The sequence below is a fragment of the Erysipelothrix piscisicarius genome (assembly GCF_003931795.1).
In the GTDB taxonomy this organism is placed as follows: Bacteria; Bacillota_I; Bacilli_A; order Erysipelotrichales; family Erysipelotrichaceae; genus Erysipelothrix; species Erysipelothrix piscisicarius.
Map to the genome: position 1 here is coordinate 455,130 of NZ_CP034234.1, position 18,976 is coordinate 474,105.

Annotated in this window: 22 protein-coding genes; 17 read left to right on the plus strand and 5 right to left on the minus strand. The window is 37.9% G+C overall.

The annotated features are described in order from the left end of the window. Position 1 precedes the first annotated feature (1 nt). The 13 genes from EEI45_RS02250 (at position 2) to EEI45_RS08910 (ending at position 12,179) form a co-directional block, all read left to right on the plus strand. Complete coding sequence (locus EEI45_RS02250; protein WP_125163983.1) at positions 2-1,510, plus strand: M23 family metallopeptidase; 1,509 nt, start codon at positions 2-4, stop codon at positions 1,508-1,510. Between the two features lie 68 nt (positions 1,511-1,578). Then, positions 1,579-3,114 (plus strand): M23 family metallopeptidase, encoded by a 1,536-nt coding sequence (locus EEI45_RS02255; protein WP_125163984.1) that lies wholly within the window; start codon positions 1,579-1,581, stop codon positions 3,112-3,114. Between the two features lie 16 nt (positions 3,115-3,130). Further along, complete coding sequence (locus EEI45_RS02260; RefSeq protein ID WP_125163985.1) at positions 3,131-3,859, plus strand: MBL fold metallo-hydrolase; 729 nt, start codon at positions 3,131-3,133, stop codon at positions 3,857-3,859. Continuing rightward, the gene (locus tag EEI45_RS02265; RefSeq protein ID WP_125163986.1) at positions 3,856-4,959 is read left to right on the plus strand and encodes a S1C family serine protease; all 1,104 of its coding nucleotides are present in this window, start codon (positions 3,856-3,858) and stop codon (positions 4,957-4,959) included. Before EEI45_RS02260 ends, EEI45_RS02265 begins: the two co-directional genes overlap by 4 nt. After that, on the plus strand, positions 4,956-5,411 hold the full coding sequence (locus EEI45_RS02270; RefSeq protein WP_125163987.1) for a 23S rRNA (pseudouridine(1915)-N(3))-methyltransferase RlmH: 456 nt from the start codon (positions 4,956-4,958) through the stop codon (positions 5,409-5,411). The genes EEI45_RS02265 and EEI45_RS02270 overlap by 4 nt, the downstream gene beginning before the upstream one ends. A 70-nt stretch (positions 5,412-5,481) precedes the next feature. Further along, positions 5,482-5,748, plus strand: a complete 267-nt coding sequence (locus tag EEI45_RS02275) for a phosphocarrier protein HPr (RefSeq protein ID WP_003774368.1) — start codon at positions 5,482-5,484, stop codon at positions 5,746-5,748. Between the two features lie 62 nt (positions 5,749-5,810). Next, positions 5,811-7,478 carry a phospho-sugar mutase gene (locus tag EEI45_RS02280; RefSeq protein ID WP_125163988.1) on the plus strand — a complete coding sequence of 556 codons (1,668 nt, stop codon included), beginning with the start codon at positions 5,811-5,813 and terminating at the stop codon, positions 7,476-7,478. A gap of 101 nt (positions 7,479-7,579) precedes the next feature. Then, complete coding sequence (tkt, locus tag EEI45_RS02285) at positions 7,580-9,559, plus strand: transketolase (RefSeq protein WP_125163989.1); 1,980 nt, start codon at positions 7,580-7,582, stop codon at positions 9,557-9,559. Between the two features lie 87 nt (positions 9,560-9,646). After that, on the plus strand, positions 9,647-10,069 hold the full coding sequence (locus EEI45_RS02290) for a GNAT family N-acetyltransferase (RefSeq protein WP_125163990.1): 423 nt from the start codon (positions 9,647-9,649) through the stop codon (positions 10,067-10,069). 144 nt (positions 10,070-10,213) lie between these two features. Continuing rightward, positions 10,214-10,636: a 50S ribosomal protein L11 gene (gene rplK, locus EEI45_RS02295; RefSeq protein WP_125163991.1), complete on the plus strand. Its 423-nt coding sequence runs from the start codon at positions 10,214-10,216 to the stop codon at positions 10,634-10,636. A gap of 6 nt (positions 10,637-10,642) precedes the next feature. Continuing rightward, positions 10,643-11,326 (plus strand): 50S ribosomal protein L1, encoded by a 684-nt coding sequence (gene rplA, locus EEI45_RS02300; protein WP_125163992.1) that lies wholly within the window; start codon positions 10,643-10,645, stop codon positions 11,324-11,326. Positions 11,327-11,384: 58 nt separating this feature from the next. Continuing rightward, entirely contained in the window at positions 11,385-11,570 is a 186-nt protein-coding gene (locus tag EEI45_RS08905; protein WP_228410456.1) for a hypothetical protein, read from the plus strand. A 102-nt stretch (positions 11,571-11,672) separates the two neighbouring features. Next, positions 11,673-12,179: an NUDIX domain-containing protein gene (locus EEI45_RS08910; protein WP_228410457.1), complete on the plus strand. Its 507-nt coding sequence runs from the start codon at positions 11,673-11,675 to the stop codon at positions 12,177-12,179. A gap of 147 nt (positions 12,180-12,326) precedes the next feature. On the opposite strand, the gene EEI45_RS02310 is transcribed toward EEI45_RS08910, so the two are convergent. From EEI45_RS02310 to EEI45_RS02330, 5 genes are all read right to left on the minus strand, one after another. Further along, positions 12,327-13,139: an NAD-dependent epimerase/dehydratase family protein gene (locus tag EEI45_RS02310; RefSeq protein ID WP_228410458.1), complete on the minus strand. Its 813-nt coding sequence runs from the start codon at positions 13,137-13,139 to the stop codon at positions 12,327-12,329. 90 nt (positions 13,140-13,229) lie between these two features. After that, positions 13,230-13,949, minus strand: coding sequence for a YaaA family protein (locus tag EEI45_RS02315; RefSeq protein ID WP_125163993.1), 720 nt, complete (start codon positions 13,947-13,949; stop codon positions 13,230-13,232). Continuing rightward, entirely contained in the window at positions 13,949-14,302 is a 354-nt protein-coding gene (locus tag EEI45_RS02320; protein ID WP_125163994.1) for an arsenate reductase family protein, read from the minus strand. Before EEI45_RS02320 ends, EEI45_RS02315 begins: the two co-directional genes overlap by 1 nt. A gap of 37 nt (positions 14,303-14,339) precedes the next feature. Then, positions 14,340-14,849: a hypothetical protein gene (locus tag EEI45_RS02325; RefSeq protein WP_125163995.1), complete on the minus strand. Its 510-nt coding sequence runs from the start codon at positions 14,847-14,849 to the stop codon at positions 14,340-14,342. 69 nt (positions 14,850-14,918) lie between these two features. Then, positions 14,919-15,422, minus strand: coding sequence for a transcription repressor NadR (locus tag EEI45_RS02330; RefSeq protein ID WP_125163996.1), 504 nt, complete (start codon positions 15,420-15,422; stop codon positions 14,919-14,921). Positions 15,423-15,556: 134 nt separating this feature from the next. Here EEI45_RS02330 and EEI45_RS02335 point away from each other — a divergent pair, with 134 nt between their 5' ends. The 4 genes from EEI45_RS02335 (at position 15,557) to EEI45_RS02345 (ending at position 18,850) form a co-directional block, all read left to right on the plus strand. Further along, a complete protein-coding gene (locus EEI45_RS02335) occupies positions 15,557-16,576 on the plus strand; it encodes a glycosyltransferase family 4 protein (RefSeq protein WP_125163997.1) in 1,020 nt (339 codons plus the stop codon). Between the two features lie 40 nt (positions 16,577-16,616). Then, positions 16,617-16,709, plus strand: a complete 93-nt coding sequence (locus tag EEI45_RS10010) for a lipoprotein (RefSeq protein WP_323368222.1) — start codon at positions 16,617-16,619, stop codon at positions 16,707-16,709. Beyond that, on the plus strand, positions 16,706-17,197 hold the full coding sequence (locus EEI45_RS02340) for a hypothetical protein (RefSeq protein ID WP_228410459.1): 492 nt from the start codon (positions 16,706-16,708) through the stop codon (positions 17,195-17,197). The genes EEI45_RS10010 and EEI45_RS02340 overlap by 4 nt, the downstream gene beginning before the upstream one ends. Positions 17,198-17,293: 96 nt before the next feature. Next, a complete protein-coding gene (locus tag EEI45_RS02345; RefSeq protein WP_228410460.1) occupies positions 17,294-18,850 on the plus strand; it encodes a ClC family H(+)/Cl(-) exchange transporter in 1,557 nt (518 codons plus the stop codon). Positions 18,851-18,976 lie beyond the last annotated feature (126 nt).

Below are 18,976 nucleotides of genomic sequence, written 5' to 3' on the forward strand. Positions count from 1 at the left end.
TATGAAAAAACATAAAAACCTCATTATGATATCCGTTGCATTTCTTTTTGCGATTGGATTGGGTTACCTTTACAAGTCGCCAACTTCCGCAACAGAAATAAAAACCGCGTATGAAGCAATCGATTCGTCATCCGCGATTTTTCCTCAAGAAGTAGTTACTGTAAATGATAATCCAGTGGTTATTACAAAACTTTATCGTGAACAGAAACTTGTCGGCGTTATTAAAGATTCAACACGCTTACAAAAAATGTTCGATGAAGTATATGAAAATGAATATAAAGAAGAATTTCCAGACTCAAAGCTTGGATTTATTGATGACTTGATTCAAGTCGATGAGATGAGTTTTAATATTTATGAAGATCGCGATAATGATATTTTTGACTACCTTTATAAAGAAAATTTATTTGCGATTGAAGCAAATAAGGTAACGTTTTCAAATGGAGCCATTATCTACGTAAAAAACTCCGAAGATTTTGATTCGGCGCGCGATAAATTTATCCAGAACTTTACCAGTGAAAGCACATTTGATGCCATTAAAAACAATAAAAAAATTCCAGCGATTACCGATTATGGAACGAAGGACATCGATGTAAAAGTTAAAGAAACCGTTAAAGTAACGCGGGGTCTGGCAACGAAAGATAAGATTTTAAAAGATGAAACGGAAATTCTTACGTTCCTTAGTTATGGGTATAATCCTAAAGTTGAAACGTATAAAATTAAGCCGTTTGATACATTAGAAGGTATTGCATACCATAGTGGAATGAACGTAAATCAAATTCAGTCCATCAATGCTGATAAAATTAAAGACGTAAATCAAGTGCTTGAAGTCGGTTCGGAACTACGAGTAAGTAAGTTTGACTCACCATTTACCGTTACCGTAACAAAACAACGTATGACGACGGAACCCGTTTATCCTGAAAAAACGGTATATCAATCTGATCCAGAACTTGCAGAAGGAAAAGAAGTTGTGGATGTTGTGGAACAAAATGGTGCACGAGATGTTATTTACGAAGACGTTTATGAAAATGGTGCATCCATCTCAACGAAAGAAATTTCAAGTAAAGAAACTAAGAAACCAGTTCGTGGTGTCATTCGTTATGGAACTAAAGTTGAACCAAAAGTAGGTAGTGGAGCTTGGCGTTGGCCATTAGACAATGCCTATGTCCTCTGTGGATATGGTTGTTATCCAAATCACTCGGGTACTGACTTCTCGACACACGGTAGTGGATACGGTCCAATTTATGCGATTGACCGTGGTGTTGTAACTACAAACTCCTATGATCCAGGTGGATGGGGTAATTATATTGTTATTGACCATGGTAACGGATACCGTTCCCTCTACGCGCATATGGCAAGCCCAGGATATTTCCAAGCAGGGCAAACGGTTGCGAAGGGTGAAAACATTGGTTATGTTGGTATGACGGGTCGAACAAGTTATCCACACGTTCACCTCGAAATTATTGTAGGTGGAGGAACACGTGTTGATGCATGTGGTGTTATTGGCTGTTAAGGCTTAATCAAATCGAAGTATAAACGAGATTACGGTGTCGTTTGTGCTTTCCAAAAGGAGTTGGTTTAATGAAACAACATAAAGAACTGAAATTAATCCTGATAACTTTTGTAGTCTCAGTACTTATTGCGTATGCAATCGAAACTGTGAGTGCGAATGCGAGTGTTGTGGATTTATACAAATTAACCGATACATCTACATCAATTTTCCCACAAGCGGCTCAAGGGAAGTCCGACAAACCGATTGAGGTTACAAAACTTTATCGCGATAATAAACTAGTGGGGATTATCAGCGATGGCTATAAACTTAATAAGATGTTTGACAAAGTATATGAAGAAGAATATAAAGCGGAATTTCCGGATTCAAAATTAGGGTTTATTGATGATCTAATTCTGGTTAAAGAGCTAAGTTTTAATCGCTATGAAGATCGTGATGATGAAATCTTTCAATATCTCTATGATGAAAAATTATTTGCGATTGAAGTAAATCAAGTGAAGTTTTCAAATGGTGCGATTATTTATGTCAAGAATATTGATGACTTCAACAAAGCGCGTGATACCTTTATCCGAAACTTTACGGATGAGAAAACTTTTGAAGCGATGAAAAACAACCATAAAATCGAAAGTATCAAAGATTATGGAACTCACGATGTCAATGTGGAAGTTGAAGAGACGGTTCAAATAAGCAAAGGACTCACGTCAAAAGAAAACATTCTTATGAATGAAAGTGATGTATTAACCTTTTTAAGTTATGGATATAATCCTAAAGTTGAAATTTATGAAGTTCAGCCTTATGACACAATTGCAGGGATTGCTTGGCATAAAGGTATGGATGCAAATCAAATAAAATATATAAATAGTGATATAATTAAAGACGTAAACCAAGTACTTGAAGTTGGATCAAAACTTCGAGTAAGTAAGTTTAATTCTCCATTTACCGTTAAAATTACTCGCGAACGAATGACTTCTGAAGTTGTTTATCCCGAGTCGACCATCTATGAATCGGACCCGGAATTATCGGAAGGGAAAGAAGTTGTGGATGTTGTGGAACAAAATGGTAAACGAGATGTGGTTTATGAAGATGTTATTGTGAATGGTGCTCCGAAGTCTTCAGAAGAAATTCGGACTCAAATGACCAAAGAGCCAATTCGTGGAAAAATCCGTTATGGAACTAAAGTTGAACCGCGTATTGGATCGGGTAACTATCGTTGGCCTTTAGATAACGCGAATATCTCTTGTGTATACGGAAATTCCTGTTATTACAATCACAATGGAACAGATTTTGTACTTAATGGTGGAGGATTTGGTCCAATCTATGCGGTTGACCGTGGTGTTGTCTCGGAGACGGTAAGTGGTTGTTTCGAAGGGAATTATGGCTGTGGAAGTGGCTGGGGAAACCATATCGTAATTGATCATGGTAACGGCTATACAACACTTTATGCACATATGGCTACCGGACCATACTTTAATGTTGGAGATCTTGTAAAGCGCGGAGATAATATTGGCTATATGGGTATGACGGGAACGACTTATGGTCCTCATGTTCATTTAGAATTCCGTTATCATGGCGTGCGGGTGGACCCATGCTCTGTTATGGGATGTTAGATAAAGGAAGATGTTTATGAAATATTCAATGCTTGCAAGTGGATCTAAAGGGAATTGCTGTCTTGTGGAATCGCAAGGGGTTCGAATTATGATTGATTGTGGAACCACCAAGCGTTATCTTAAGCAAAGTTTTGAATCACTTGAACTAACATTTGATGATGTAGATTGTGTGTTGATTACGCATGATCATAGCGATCATACAAGTCAGCTTAAACATTTTTCACACCATCAAATCTACTGTCCTTCTGATATTGTGTTCAATCATATCAGAGTTGAACCGTATACAAATTATCACGTTGGACCATTCGTAATTACAGCCGTGAAAACATCTCACGATGCGGATGATTCAGTTGGCTATATTGTGGATGATGGACATCGAAAACTTGTTTATATTACTGATACAGGATATATTCGAGAACAAGATTTTGAACTGATTCGTGATGCAGATTACTACATACTTGAGAGTAACCACGATCCTGAATTGTTAATGCAAACCAATCGTCCTTATGCCATAAAGCGTCGTATTTTATCGGATACAGGTCACTTGTCAAATGAAGAAGCGGGTGTTCTGTTATCAAAAGTTGTTTCGGAAAAAACAAAGGAAATTTTACTAGCCCATCTTAGTTCGGAAGCTAATGATGAATATTTAGCCCTATCAACAGTTCGTGAATTAGTTGATAATGAGGGGATTGAATTCAATGTCGCTAAACAATTTGAAATTGTAATTGGAGGATATCAAATATGAAAAAAGACCAAGGCTTTAAAAACACATTTATCGGAATTTTAGTTATTTTACTTGCTTGGAATGGATTTTTAACATACCAAGTGTATGATTTAAACAATCGCCCTACAGTCACAGAAAAGACAGAAGATGGAAAAACTGTTGAGAAAGTTGTCACAGAATTTGAAACAGATCCAACAAAAGTCGTTGAGAATGTTCGCGACCAAGTAGTGAGTGTCTTAAATGTTCAAGGTGGACAACTGGCGGGTAGTGGATCTGGAGTTGTATACAAAAATGAGGGTGGTAAAATTCATATCATTACCAACAATCATGTAACGGAAAAAGGGGAACAGTTTTATGTTCAGTTCTCTAATGGTGAAAAAGTCGAAGCGAAATTGTTAGGATCAGATCCATTTACCGATCTCGCATTGCTTCAGGTAGAAACCGAATCGGACGTAAAACCCATGAAACTTGGAGATTCATCGGTTGTTAAAGTAGGGGAATTTGTACTTGCAATCGGAAGTCCCGTCGATTTGGAATTCGCAAACTCAGTAACGTTCGGGGTTATTTCGGGTAAAGACCGAAAAGTTCCGGTAGATTTAAATGGTGATCGTAATCCAGATTGGGATATGGTTGTTATGCAAACAGATGCCGCAATTAACCCGGGAAATAGTGGTGGTGCCCTTGTGAATATGAATGGCGAATTAATTGGTATTAATTCAATGAAACTTTCTTCGGCTCAAGTTGAGGGGATGGGATTCTCGATTCCAATCAATGAAGTGGTTCCAATCATTAAACAAATTGAAGAAACAGGTAAGGTTCAATATCCCGTGATCGGAATTTCGGGTGTTTCCGTTTCAGAAATGAATCCATTCCTAAGAAATTACTATAAAGTGCCTGCGGATGTAAGTGCCGGCGTCTTTATTGCGGAATTAACACAAAATGGCCCAGCCCGAAAAGCAGATATTAAAGAGGGTGACATCTTAACTCACATTAATGACAAAGCTATTTCGAGTTATCGAGAATTTAGACGCGAACTTTATACACATAAAGTGGGCGATGCTGTTAAACTCACCATAAATCGAAATGGCGCAACACATGAGGTAGAGGTAACATTGCAGTGATTAAAATAATCGCAATTGGAAAAATAAAAGAGAAACCAATGCAAGCACTGATCCAAGAGTTTGAAAAACGTCTTAAACCCATTCATGCCGTTGAGATGGTTGAACTTACGAATTCCAATAAAACAGATATTACAAGCATCATCGAAGATGAATGTCAGCGTATTATGGAAAAAATTGATGATCGTGATTACGTGATTCTTATGGACTTAAAGGGTAAAGATTTGGATTCTGTATCAATGAGTGAGAAAATAATTGACCTGATTGATATGGGAAAACCAATCATCTTTATCATCGGAGGTTCTCATGGTGTGAACCAAGCGATTCGAGATCGTGCGAACTATCGATGGAAGATTTCAAACCTTACATTTCCGCACCAACTTGTACGACTCATGTTGTACGAACAAGTGTACCGTTTTTTTATGATTTCAAAAAATCATCCATATCACAAGTAAAAAAAGACTAATCATTGTATTAATCTTTCAAATAGTATAAAATTGAAATGAAAAGTAGGAGGTTATACTTATGAAAGAGATTACAGTAACAGTTATTGATCCTGTTGGATTGCATGCACGTCCTGCAACCGTAGCAGTAAATGCAGCAAGCAAATTCAAGAGTGAAATCAAAATCAGCTACAAAGGTAAAGCTGTAAACATGAAATCAATCATGGGCGTTATGTCATTAGGAATTCCAACTCAGTCAGAAATCGTTATTTCAGCTGAAGGCGAAGATCAAGATGATGCAATCGCTACAATTGAAGAAGTACTAAAAGCACAAAAAGTAATTGCTTAATTTTATAATTAGAATAAAATAGAAGATGAGAATCTTCTATTTTTTTTATGCAGGAGGGAATTATGTCATTAGATAGATGGAATGAGTTGGCTCGCAATTATTCATGGATTGAGGAAGCAATGAAATCAATGGATAAAAGCACAAAACAGGACGCTTTTTATAAGTCATTAGAATTTGGTACTGCAGGAATGCGCGGATTATTAGGAATCGGACCTAACCGCATTAATGTTTATACGGTAGCGAAAGCAAGTGTGGGATTTGCGAAATACTTAGTTGAGACATTCAAAAATCAAGAATTAAAAATAGCGATTGCATATGACAACCGTCATATGTCTAAAGAATTCGCGGATGTGAGTGCAATGGTATTGTCCACATACGGTATTAAAAGTTACATTTTCTCACAACCTCGACCAACACCGGAGTTATCGTTTGCGGGAAGAACTTTAAACTGTGTTGGGGGAATTGTTATTACAGCAAGTCATAACCCTAAAGAATACAATGGTTATAAAGTCTATGATGAAAATGGTTGTCAATTGGTGGATCACAAGATTGCGCGTGTGATTACGCTCATCAATGAGGAACCGGATGAAACATGTGTTGATATCAATCAAGGTGATCGTTCAATGATTACATATATGGAAGCTGATTTTGATGAGACCTATAAAGATGCAATTCATTCGATTCAATTACGCCCTGAGGAAGAAAAGACGTTATCGGTTGTGTTTACATCTCAACACGGAACATCTTATCCGCTTGTACCCGATATCCTAACGGATGCAGGATATCATGTTATACCCGTTCTTGAACAAAGTAATTATGACCCTAATTTTAGTAATACCAAAACACCAAACCCTGAAGAAAAAGCATCTTATGATCTCGCGGTTGAATATGCGAAAAACCATGATGCAGATCTCGTGTTGAGTTGTGACCCGGATGCAGACCGCATGGGGATTGTAGTTAAACATCAAGATACGTATGTTTACCTTACAGGGAACCAAGGTGGGTCGATCCTCCAAGAATATATTTATGCTACGCATATTGAAAAAGAAACGATGCCCGAAAATCCAATTATGTTTAATACAGTTGTGACTTCTGATCTAGGCGAAAAGATTGCGCAAGCATATGGTGTTAATGTGGAGAAAACATTAACCGGATTTAAGTATATTGGTGATAGCATTGAAAACCACAATAAAGTTGGTGATTACAATTTTGTATTTGGATATGAAGAGAGTTATGGTTACCTCATTGCGGACTTTGTACGTGACAAAGATGCATTGCAAGCATGTATGATGGTTGCGGAGGCAGCAAACTACTATAAAAACAAAGGTTTGACGCTTGTAGATGTTTTAAACGGACTTTACGACCGCCATGGTGCTTATCATGAAACGCAGGTTGCGATTACATTATCAGGACAAGAAGGCTTAAATCGTATTCAAGAAATACTAACAACGTTTAGAGAATCAAATATTGAAATGTTTGCGGGAATTAAGGTTCTATATCGTGATGACTTTCTCACTTCGACACGATCAAATGGTGAGATGTTAACATTACCAAAATCAAACGTTATTAAATACAGTCTTGAAGATGGTTCTTGGATTGCAATTCGTCCATCGGGAACCGAACCAAAATGCAAGCTCTACTATTGCGTTGTCGGTAAAACAATCGAAGAATCACTCTTGAAATTTGAAGCGCTAAAAAAAGACATTAATCAAATAGCACAACTCGACTAAAAATACAGTGTGCTATGTCTTTTTAAGGCGTAAACGGGACATTGATATATTCGTTAAAATCATGTATCTTATATATGAAAAAGAAGGAGCACATATAAATTATGAATAATATAGAAAACTTAGCAGTTAATGCACTACGTGTGTTATCTGTCGATGCAGTTCAAAAAGCAAATTCTGGTCATCCAGGGATGCCTTTAGGTGCTGCACCCATGGCATACACAGTCTGGGCAAACCATATGAACTTTAACCCTGCTGATCCAAAATGGATTAACAGAGATCGTTTTGTTCTGTCTGCAGGACATGGTTCGGCACTGCTCTACTCATTACTCCATGTATTTGGGTATAATGTTTCAAAAGAAGATTTACAAAATTTCCGTCAGTTTAACTCGTTAACACCAGGTCATCCAGAATATGGTCATACGGATGGCGTTGAAGCTACAACAGGTCCTTTAGGAGCGGGTCTATCGACAGCAGTTGGTATGGCAATGGCTCAAGAACATCTTGCAGCAAAATATAACAAAGACGGTTTTGAAGTCTTCAATAACTTCACTTATGTCATTTCAGGTGATGGTTGTATGATGGAAGGAATTACAAGTGAAGCTTCCTCATATGCAGGAGCAATGAATTTAGGTCGCTTGATTGTTCTTTATGATTCAAACAACATTACAATTGAAGGAAGTACAGATCTTTCATTCCATGAAGATGTTTGTGCACGTTATGAATCCTATGGGTTTGATACATTCGTAGTTGAAGACGGTAACGATATCGAAGCAATTAATGCTGCAATTACAGAAGCTAAAGTAAATCTGGATAAACCTTCATTTATTGAAATTCGAACAAAAATTGGTTTCGGAACACCTAAAGAAGGTTCTGCCGCATCACACGGTGCTCCAATCGGTGAAGAAGGTATCAAAACATTTAAAGAACTTGTAAATTATCCAAGTCTTGAACCATTCTATGTACCCGAAGAAGTTTACGAACACTTTAGTTCAATTGCAGCTGAAGGCGCAAAAGCACAAGAAGCATGGAATGCAATGATGGATTCATATAAGAATACGTATCCAGAATTAGCACAACAATTAGAGCGAGATTTGAAAGATATTACTGTTGAAGAACTCACAGCAAATAAATCACTTTTTGAATTTGAAGATAAGCCAATGGCAACACGCAGTGTTTCAGGTATGATGATTAACCGTCTTAAAGATCAATATTCAAATATTTTTGGAGGGTCTGCAGATTTAGCGCCTTCAAACATGACTCATATGAATGATGAAGATTCATTCTCTTCACAAAACTTTGCAGGACGTAATATCCATTTTGGTATTCGTGAACATGCAATGGCTGCAATGGGAAATGGGATTGTTCTCTATGGTGGACTTAAAGCATATGTTGCAACATTCTTCGTGTTCTCAGACTTCCTAAAACCAATGGCTCGTTTAAGTTCACTTATGAACTTGCCACTAACCTACGTTTTAACGCATGACAGTATCGGCGTTGGAGAAGATGGACCAACTCATGAACCTGTTGAACAATTAACAATGTTACGTTCATTACCGAACTTCTATACATTCCGTCCTGCAGATGCTACTGAAACAGCATACGGCTGGGTTTTAGCACTTACATCAAAAACAACACCAGTTGGACTGATTCTTTCACGTCAAAACTTACCACAACTTAAATTAACAGGTGCGGATGCACTTAAGGGTGGTTATGTTGTGAAGGATGCGGAAAAGGTTGATGCAATCATCATGGCTACTGGATCTGAGGTTTCACTTGCAATTGAAGCAGCTGAGTCATTAGAAAAAGAAAACATCGGTGTTCGTGTTATTTCAATGCCATGTATTGAACTCTTTGAAGCGCAAAGCAAAGAATATCAAGAATCGGTACTTCCTTCATCCGTTCGTGCCCGTGTTGCTGTAGAGGCAGGGTCATCGATGAGTTGGGGTAAATTTATCGGACTTGATGGTGCGTATGTAACCTTGGATCACTTTGGTGGTTCTGCACCAGCACCAAAACTCTTTGAAGCATTTGGATTTACTGTTGAAAATGTATCTGAAACTGTAAAATCAGTAATCAAATAATAACGATTAAGATGTGAGGAAGTCTCCCATCTTTTTTTATTCAAAGGATAGGGTATAATAAACATAAAAAGAAGAGGTGCATGTTAGATGATACGTTATATGGAAATTCCCGAGATTGAACAGGTTATGAAAATATGGTTGGAGTGCAACTTGGAGGTTCATTCCTTTATGGAGGCCACCTATTGGACAGACAATTATGATACTGCAAAAGAAATGATGGAGAATTCAAACATCTATGTTTCAGTTGAAGAAGGTGTTATTCAAGGGTTTGCAGGTGTGACTGAGGGCTATTATCTTGCGGGTATTTTTGTTTTGAAAGATTATCGAAACAAAGGAATTCGTAAGCAACTTCTTGATTATATAAAAACGCGATATGATGAACTCACACTTGATGTTTATGATCACAATAAACAAGCACAAAACTTTTATAAACGAGAAGGATTTGTTGTTGTGGAAACGCATCCCGAGAGTCCTGTCGAACATACCATGGTTTGGCCAGAAACAGTTTAATGATCTCTCATTAAGAGACTTGACTTAGACCGATGTAAGATGTAAAATATATAAGCCTGTAAAAAGGCTTTTGTTATGTGGGAGAGTGATGCAACCATTCATTTAACCACAGCACAGACAAACACATATAAGGAGGAATGTCTCGTGAGTAAAAAAGTTGCAAGAGTAGTTAAACTACAATTCCCTGCCGGTGGCGCTAAACCAGGACCTGCATTAGCTGGTGTTGGTATTAACATGCCTCAATTTTGTACTGCGTTCAATGATCAAAGTAGAGAACGTGCAGGAGATGTCGTTCCTGTAGAAATTACAGTATACGATGACAAGTCATTTGATTTTGTCTTAAAAACAACACCTGCTGCAATCTTATTAAAGAGAGCTGCTGGCGTTAAGAGTGGATCAGCAACACCAAATTCAAACATTGTTGCTACAATCTCAGCAGATCAATTACGTGAAATTGCTGAATATAAAATGCCGGATTTAAATGCAAATAGCATCGAAGGTGCTATGAACATCGTTGCTGGTACAGCACGTAATATGGGTATTGCTATTGAAGGAATGGAGGACTAGAGTATAATGGCTAAAAAATCAAAAAACGTCGTTAAAGCTAATGAATTAGTGGATCGCTCAAAAGTTTACTCAATTTCTGAAGCAATCAAATTAGCAAAAGAAGCAAGTTTCGCAAAATTCGATGAAACATTTGAAGTTTCATACCGTTTAAATGTTGATCCTCGTCATGCTGATCAACAAATCCGTGGTGCTATGGTATTACCTAATGGAACAGGTCGTTCACAAAAGGTATTGGTTGTAACTCAAGGTGCTAAGGAACAAGAAGCAAAAGATGCTGGAGCAGATTTTGTTGGTGGTAAAGAAATTCTTGAAGAAATCCAAAAAGGATGGGTCGAGTTTGATATTATCGTTGCAACACCAGATATGATGGGTGAACTTGGTAAACTTGGTCGTGTATTAGGACCTAAAGGTTTAATGCCAAACCCTAAAACTGGAACAGTAACAATGGACATTACTAAAGCTGTTGAAGAAATCAAAAAAGGTAAAATCGAATACCGTGTTGATAAAGAATCAAACATCAATACAATTATCGGTAAATCATCATTTACAGATGAAGCATTAGAAGAAAACTTTAACGCATTACATGACGTAATTCTTAAATCACGTCCAGCTGCAGTTAAGGGTGCTTTTATTAAAAACCTTACAATCTCAACATCAATGGGTCCTGGAATCAAAGTTTCAATCGACTAATTTATGTTAAATTAAACAAACCGGTCTTAGACCGGTTTTTCTATATTAAGGAGTAACCATGGACTTAAAATTTAACAGTGAATACTGTGTTTTTGTAACAGTTCTCACTAAATACAACAATCAATTTTTATTTGATAAAAACCAAAAACCCATTCAAGGGGTTTTACGATACAAAGAACGCATTGAAGATTGCGCAAAGCGCTTGGTTAAAGAAACGCTTAATCAATCGATAGAAAATCTTTAATTTATCGGTCTTGGAGAGTCATTTGGATTTGAGTGTAGTCACGGTCATAATTTTATCTTGATTGCGGATGTGGAAGGTTTCAGTGAAAATACGTCTTTCTCTGTGGTACAAGAAGCAAATTATCCTGAGATGTGGCTCCCATTGATTAATGCAGAGGATTTTGATTTTTATGAGTATCGCACCGTAGAACCGAGTTCTTTGGAGTCCAAGGATTTAAGTTATGCGATCGCTACCGGACATGAGTTTACATTTCGAGTAAGTGCGTTAATACGTTCAGATCAGGGAATTCTCTTCGATGATGCTCATAATTTAATTGGTGGTCGTCAACGACTTAATGAAACAATCTATCAAGCGTTGGAACGTGAAGTTAAAGAAGAATCTGGATATGATATCGATGACTCATATTTCATAGGGATTGCGGAAGATATTGTGGAACTGCCAAAGTACAATAAAATCGTCCATTATTTAAATCTTGTTTTTGAAGTGTCGGGTGATTTTTCAGAAAACATTAAGTCATCCGGTCAAGGATTCGTATGGAAATCCGAAGATGACATTGAAGACATAGATATGGGGATGGTTGAAGTTAAACATATCATTGAGAGCATGTAAAAAGACAGCAGATATAGGGTGCTGTCTTTTTTTGTGTTTATATGCAATGACGAAGTGTCTCGCGAATGACTGATTTGATGTCGTTTTCAGGAGTAATTCCTAGGGTTTCCATTGTATCCGCGGGATCGAGGTAGAGATCCTCTTCATTCATCTTTTGGGATATGGCGACGTGGATCCCGTGTTCTTTACCTTCAGCTGCAGCATGTTGATCTGCCGCGATGTATCGATCAGCCATGCTTCCACAATCATGTGGAAAAATTCTTCATATTTAAGGTTTGAATCGCATATTGCGTAGGTTGTACGGTGGGTTCCGTTTTCAAGTGCTCCTACAGCGGCTTCTGCGACCTGTGTGGCGGTTATGATGGCAGTACCTCCTTTGTGTACCGGATAAACGGGTTGGTCACGTACCATGTCCACAAACATCTTCCAAAGCGGTGTTCGACCTGGCATTGTGCCAAATATATAAGGGAGTCGAAGACTTGTAACGCGCATCGCTCCTTCACCTTCAGCAAAGGCAATTTGTTCTTGAAGTAAACGTGTTCCGGGATAACCTTGATTTTTTAAGTTATATTGCGGCAGACGTTCCGCAAACTCTGAAAAGTAAGATCCAAAAACAACAAAACTTTCAACACCTGCTTGAACAGCTAGTCGCGCAATACGTTGTGTGGGTAAAACATTTGCTTGATAGAAAGCCCGATAGGATGGAGCATCTGGTAACCAGCGCTCATCGGCACCAATTGCGTAAACAAATCCATCGACATCGTAAAGCATATCAACAATTTCAGAGTCGCTCATTTGATTAATATCACCTAAATGGCTTTCCACATTATCCGGAAATAAATTTTCGGAGGGCATTGGAGGAAGGGACATTGTCTTTACCTGATAGTCTTTTTTCAAGAGTTCGCAAATGGTATGATAGCAAAGAAATCCCGTTCCACCTAAAACAAATACTTTTTTCATGTACATAAACCTCGCTTTCGAGTACAGTGTAGCATTTTGACGATATCCGTTGGAAAAAGTATGGTGAAAACTGCACAAAAAAAGAAAGACTTAGCTTTCTTTACGCGTAAATATATAGGTATCCTCTGTGGACAATTCACGATTGTAACTGTAACCATCAAAACGTATGGATTTCAGTTCTTGGAAAGAATGGATACGTTTTTCAATTAAGTGTGAGACCATTTTCCCACGAGCGATTTTTACGTATGTCGATTTTGTTTTGAAGGTGTCACCGACCTGTTCTTTAAAATCAAGCGTAATCATCGGCACATTGAGATGTGCTTGGTCAATCATCGAACTGTACTCGTTGGATGCGAGATTAACAATAGGTTGCGCAAGACGGTTTAAGTAGTTTGTAATTGGGTTACGCCAGATTTTATAGAGATCCATGGGTCCATTCATCATAAAATCAAGACGATAACGGCCTACAGCAGAAGAACACTTTGAAAGGCCGTAGAGTGCGGAGAAAATATACAACCGATCTTGTGCCTCTTGATAATCATCAGTAGACCACTGTTCTCGATTCATATTTTTAAATGAAGACCCTTGATAAGACCACAGTGCCGGGGTTGTTTCAGAAAAATTTTGGTAATTATGATACACGGTATCCGCAATTTTATCGGAGATGTTCATCATCGATTTAAGTTCATCCCGTGTATATGCTTGCATGGTTCTAAGAATTTCTGATTGGAGGTCGGGAAAAAGAGAATTCTCAAGATTAAATTGAGAATTCTCTTTTTGTGTTTTCGTTGGTGATACGAGAATAATCATTACTTTAAGGTCTCATACATCTCTTCGTGGAACCCAACAAACACACCATGGTCTCCAATTAATAACGGTCTACGAACTAAACGACCGGTTGTAGAGAGCAATTCAAGGGCTTCATCATCGCTCATTTCAGGAAGTTTATCTTTAAGTTTCATTTCGCGATAAACAATCCCAGATGTATTAAAAAAGCGTTTAATAGGCAAGCCACTAATCTGGAGCCATTCTTTTAATTCTGCTTTCGTTGGATTTTCAAGCATCATGTCTCGATAAACAACATCGATATTGTTTTCTTCCAAATATTTTACAGCGCGTTTGCATGTGGAACATTTTGGATAGTAAATAAATAATGGTTTCATAAGAACCTCCCTTTAAATATATGTTAATGATAACATATTATTTTAAAGGAATACGTCTTAAAATTGTGGATGCGATGGTAAAGTCGACAAGACTGTGGATAAAACCACCAACACCAACCGCTAAGAAGACAACGGTAAAATAAGAACCGATAGATATTGATTGAGAAAAAAAGAAAGGTGTAACGGCGAGACACTCAAGGGTAGCATGAATGATTCCGATAATAATATTAAAACGGATGCGTTTTCCTTTATGACTTAAGAAGTCTGGATTTTTTTTGATATAAAGCGACCCTAATAACGCAAAAACACAATGCGAAAAAGCACGAATGGCTACGATAAATGGAGTTGAGAGAAGAAACCCAACACCGGTACCAATTGCAACGGCAAGTGCTACAGATGGCGAAATAAACATCGCAACGAAAAGTGGAACATGACTTGCAAGTGTGTAGGATGCAGGTGGGATGATGATTTTAGGCATAAACATCGGTATGGTGATACCGAGTGCAATCAGCAGTGCAGTGATGCTTAGATTACGAACAGATTTCATTGTGAACCTCCAAAGTGTCTTGACACCTAGGAGTATTGTAGAGGGAAAAGAAAAAGGTGTCAAGACACCCTAGTTACTTTCATAGAGAAACGCATGTTTTTTTAATTCAGTGATTAAATCGGCGTAATTTTCTTCAGAGACGGCAACGCGATGCAAGTGAATACCATTGGTTAAGGAGGCAAGCAATTCGGGGTTTTGATTCATAAAAAGGTCTATATCCTCTTGAGATTGGATTTTTAATTGCCCTGTAAGGTAACCATAAATTGGATGTTCAACGGTGACATCCAAAACTTGAGCGTGATGCTTAATGAATATTTCTAATTCTCTTTGGGTATCCTGGTGATTGTGTTGCATCGCCAAGGTGTATATATTTCGATTCGCATCAATACGATTCATGAGATAACCCTTACCCGTTGCGATGATATCGTGCCCTTGCGCTCTAAGTAGTGCGACATCACCAACAATAATCTGTCGTGAGACATTGAAACGTTTTGCGAACTGATTTGCACTGATTGCATGCTCGGATTCTATCAATTTTGTAATAATTTGTGTACGTCGCATATCGCCATGCATCTAAAATCACCTCTTATAACTTATTGTAACGAAAGATACACAAAATTGAAAGGGAAAGATTGTCTTAGAACCTTTATTGACAGGTTCTAGTCACAATGATAGGCTAAGAGTACAGATGAAAAAGGCGGTTAATCATGAAAATATTACTCTATCAAAAGGGCGAGAAAGCATTTAGTAAATCGGGAATTGGACGTGCAATGAAGCACCAAGTTCGTGCATTGACCGAAGCTAAAGTCGATTTCACAACAAACACGCAAGACGACTATGATTTGGTTCATATTAATACTGTGGATTTTGGTGCGCGCATGTTTGCACGTAAAGCCCATCGTCGGGGTAAAAAGGTTGTGTATCACGCCCATTCTACCGAGGAAGACTTCCGAAATTCATTTATGTTTTCCAATCAAATTGCCCCACTCTTTAAAAAACATATTGTTTCAAGTTATAAGTTGGGGGATTATATTTTGACACCAACACCCTATTCCAAGCGAATTCTTGAAGGATATGGAATCACGATCCCAATTGAAGATATTTCCAACGGCATTGATTTAAGTCGATTTGAATATCGTGCTGAAAAGGTTCAAGCATTTAGAGAGTACTTTAAGATTAAAGAAGGTCAACCTGTAGTGGTTTCGGTGGGACTCTATTTTGAACGCAAAGGATTGCCTGATTTTATGGAAGTTGCTCGCAAGATGCCCGAGGTAACATTCATTTGGTTTGGTCACACTCCGCTTGCAAGTGTTACACAAAAGATTCGTGATGCGATTAAACAGAAACCGGATAATGTCTTACTACCTGGTTATATTGCGGGCGATATTATTGAAGGGGCATATATGTGTGCTGATCTGTTCTTTTTCCCATCTTACGAAGAGACAGAGGGTATCGTTGTTTTGGAAGCATTGGCTGCACATTGCCAAACCCTTGTTCGAAATATTGGCGTATACGATCCATGGCTTGTGGATGGTGAGAATTGTTATAAGGGTGAATGTAATGAGGATTTTATCCGCATTGTTCAAGGATGTCTTGATCAAACTTTGCCTTCTACAACTGAAGCAGGATATCAAGTAGCGAAAGATCGCAGTATTAAAGCGATTGGGGAACAATTAAGAGGGATTTATACAAAAGTTTTAAATCAGGATTCCAACATCTTTAAGTAAGGTTGTACTTATGATATTATGACGATAACGAGGTGGATATATGAAACGTCTAAGTGTTTTTTTAGTTCTATTACTAATTTTAACGGGTTGCAGCGATACGCCGGAAAACCGGAAGTGGTTGAACCGCCTGTGAATACATATGAAACCATTGCATTTAAACTGGGTGGGAAAGCGTATCAACTCCCAGTATCGTATCAAACCTTATTTGAAGATGGATGGATTCCGACAACAGATATTGAAAGCATCTCCCTGGCTTCAAATAGTTATACAGATGGTTATGCTTTACGCAAAGATCGAAATATTATCTGGATTGCATTCTTTAATCCCGAAGATGAAGAAAAGATGTTAGAAGAGACGCTTGTAGCATCGATAAGTGCTGAAAATCGTGAATCGTATTATGATGATCCTGTGGATATTATTGTCCATGAAGGCATTTCCTTTGAAACACCCAAAGAAACAATCATAGAACAATTAGGGGACTACACGGAAGATGAAAATGCACGATTTAAAAACATTACATTTGAACATACTAAAAAAGCTAAAAGTGTTTTCAAATTTGATATTGATTCGGGACGTATGGAATATATTGAAATTACAAATTATCGAAAACCAAGGTCGTAAAATAGATACAAATGCGTATCTATTTTTTTTTATTTATTCTTGTCAGAAAAACATCATAAGCGTATGATAATGAAGAAAAAGTTGGGAGTTGTCATTTTGAAGAAAAAAGAACAGATTATTAATTATTTTGATAAGACGCGTTTAGCCTTTATTGGTAAGGGAATACTGGTAGGTATCTGCGCAGGTCTTGTTGTCAGTTTATTTCGATATCTTATTGAGGAATTGTTAGGACTTGTGAAGTTGGGTTATGCACTCTTACACATTAATCCTCAAATGATTCTTTTTTGGGTTATCGCATCAATCATCCTTGCGGTGGTTTTGGGGCTCTTTATTAAAAAAGATCCAATGATTAAAGGCAGTGGTATTCCGCAAATTGAAGGTCAAATATTAGGGGTAATGCACATGAATTGGCTCTCGATTGTTTTGCGAAAAGGAGTTGCGGGTGTTTTGGCTATTGGATCTGGGCTCTTTTTAGGTAGAGAAGGACCTTCGATTCAGTTAGGTGCAGCCGTTGGACAAGGTGTTAATGAAGGATTTAAAGGCAATAGGATGTCTGAAAAGGTATTGGTCTCAAGTGGAGCAGGAGCGGGTCTCGCCGCGGCGTTTAACGCTCCGGTAGCAGGGTTGTTGTTTGTATTGGAAGAGGTTCATCATAATTTCTCGCCACTTGTTCTTCTAACGACACTTGCGGCAACGACAACAGCAAATTTTATTTCACTTTACTTTTTTGGTTTAAGACCAATCCTATCGTTTGGATATTTACAAACATTTGAATTGAAGCATTATGGATTCTTAGTGTTCTTAGGTGTGCTTTTAGGTGTAGCGGGCTTTATCTACCAAAAAGTCGTTCTCTGGATACCTACGGTCTACAGCAAGCTCAAAAAAATGCCACCATATTTTTACGGAGTTATTCCATTTATCCTCGTAATTCCGATTGGTTATTTTTATCCACACTTAATTGGAGGAGGGAGTGATATTATTCATCTTCTTGCGGAGAATCCTTTTGGACTTTCCACACTCATTTCAATCTTTATTCTAAGATTTATATTCTCGATGATTTCTTATGGTTCTGGTCTACCAGGAGGTATATTTTTACCAATTCTTTCTCTTGGTTCCTTGTTAGGGGCAATATATGGTGTATTTTTAACGACACAGTTTGGCTTCGATCCGAACCTTTTAAAATCATTTATTGTGATTGCAATGGCAGGGTACTTTACCGCCATTGGTAAAGCACCGCTCACGGCAATTGTGCTAATCACTGAGATGGTTGGTAATTTTGATCAACTGATGCCGATGGCGGTTGTTTCTTTGGTTGCTTATGTCATTTCGGATTTATGTGGGGGAGAACCTGTGTATGAAGCGATGTTGGAACGTTTGGTGGGAGAACGGGAACCCAATATTACCGGTCAAAAAGTTATTGTTGAACTGTGTGTGCACGTTGAAAGTGCTCTTGACGGTTGCATGGTTCGCGATGTTAGTTGGCCAAGATCAAGTCTTTTGACAGGGATAAGTCGGGGAGACCATGAATTTATTCCACATGGAGATAGTATTATTTGTGCGGGTGATACATTAATGATTTTAACTAATCGTGATTCAAGCGCAGAAGTACGTGAGTATCTTTCCAGTTACGTAGGGGTTAAAAAACCAGTTTAGGACTGGTTTTTTAATGGACTTATTTATTATTAGGGTTAAAGCACTAAAAAAATTCTCAAACCCGTTGACAAAATACAAGAATGCGATATGATATTAGCAATTAACGAATTAGAGTGCTAAGGAGGA

Excerpts from the sequence above, each read along its gene's own strand:
- rplA (WP_125163992.1), top strand. The coding sequence starts at position 10,643 with ATGGCTAAAAAATCAAAAAACGTCGTTAAAGCTAATGAATTAGTGGAT.
- EEI45_RS10010 (WP_323368222.1), top strand. The coding sequence starts at position 16,617 with ATGAAACGTCTAAGTGTTTTTTTAGTTCTATTACTAATTTTAACGGGT.
- EEI45_RS02250 (WP_125163983.1), top strand. The coding sequence starts at position 2 with ATGAAAAAACATAAAAACCTCATTATGATATCCGTTGCATTTCTTTTT.
- EEI45_RS02255 (WP_125163984.1), top strand. The coding sequence starts at position 1,579 with ATGAAACAACATAAAGAACTGAAATTAATCCTGATAACTTTTGTAGTC.
- EEI45_RS02320 (WP_125163994.1), bottom strand. The coding sequence starts at position 14,302 with ATGAAACCATTATTTATTTACTATCCAAAATGTTCCACATGCAAACGC.
- EEI45_RS02260 (WP_125163985.1), top strand. The coding sequence starts at position 3,131 with ATGAAATATTCAATGCTTGCAAGTGGATCTAAAGGGAATTGCTGTCTT.
- EEI45_RS02325 (WP_125163995.1), bottom strand. The coding sequence starts at position 14,849 with ATGAAATCTGTTCGTAATCTAAGCATCACTGCACTGCTGATTGCACTC.
- EEI45_RS08905 (WP_228410456.1), top strand. The coding sequence starts at position 11,385 with ATGGACTTAAAATTTAACAGTGAATACTGTGTTTTTGTAACAGTTCTC.
- EEI45_RS02290 (WP_125163990.1), top strand. The coding sequence starts at position 9,647 with ATGATACGTTATATGGAAATTCCCGAGATTGAACAGGTTATGAAAATA.
- EEI45_RS02330 (WP_125163996.1), bottom strand. The coding sequence starts at position 15,422 with ATGCATGGCGATATGCGACGTACACAAATTATTACAAAATTGATAGAA.
- EEI45_RS02280 (WP_125163988.1), top strand. The coding sequence starts at position 5,811 with ATGTCATTAGATAGATGGAATGAGTTGGCTCGCAATTATTCATGGATT.
- EEI45_RS02275 (WP_003774368.1), top strand. The coding sequence starts at position 5,482 with ATGAAAGAGATTACAGTAACAGTTATTGATCCTGTTGGATTGCATGCA.
- tkt (WP_125163989.1), top strand. The coding sequence starts at position 7,580 with ATGAATAATATAGAAAACTTAGCAGTTAATGCACTACGTGTGTTATCT.
- EEI45_RS02265 (WP_125163986.1), top strand. The coding sequence starts at position 3,856 with ATGAAAAAAGACCAAGGCTTTAAAAACACATTTATCGGAATTTTAGTT.
- EEI45_RS02335 (WP_125163997.1), top strand. The coding sequence starts at position 15,557 with ATGAAAATATTACTCTATCAAAAGGGCGAGAAAGCATTTAGTAAATCG.
- EEI45_RS02315 (WP_125163993.1), bottom strand. The coding sequence starts at position 13,949 with ATGATTATTCTCGTATCACCAACGAAAACACAAAAAGAGAATTCTCAA.
- EEI45_RS02310 (WP_228410458.1), bottom strand. The coding sequence starts at position 13,139 with ATGAAAAAAGTATTTGTTTTAGGTGGAACGGGATTTCTTTGCTATCAT.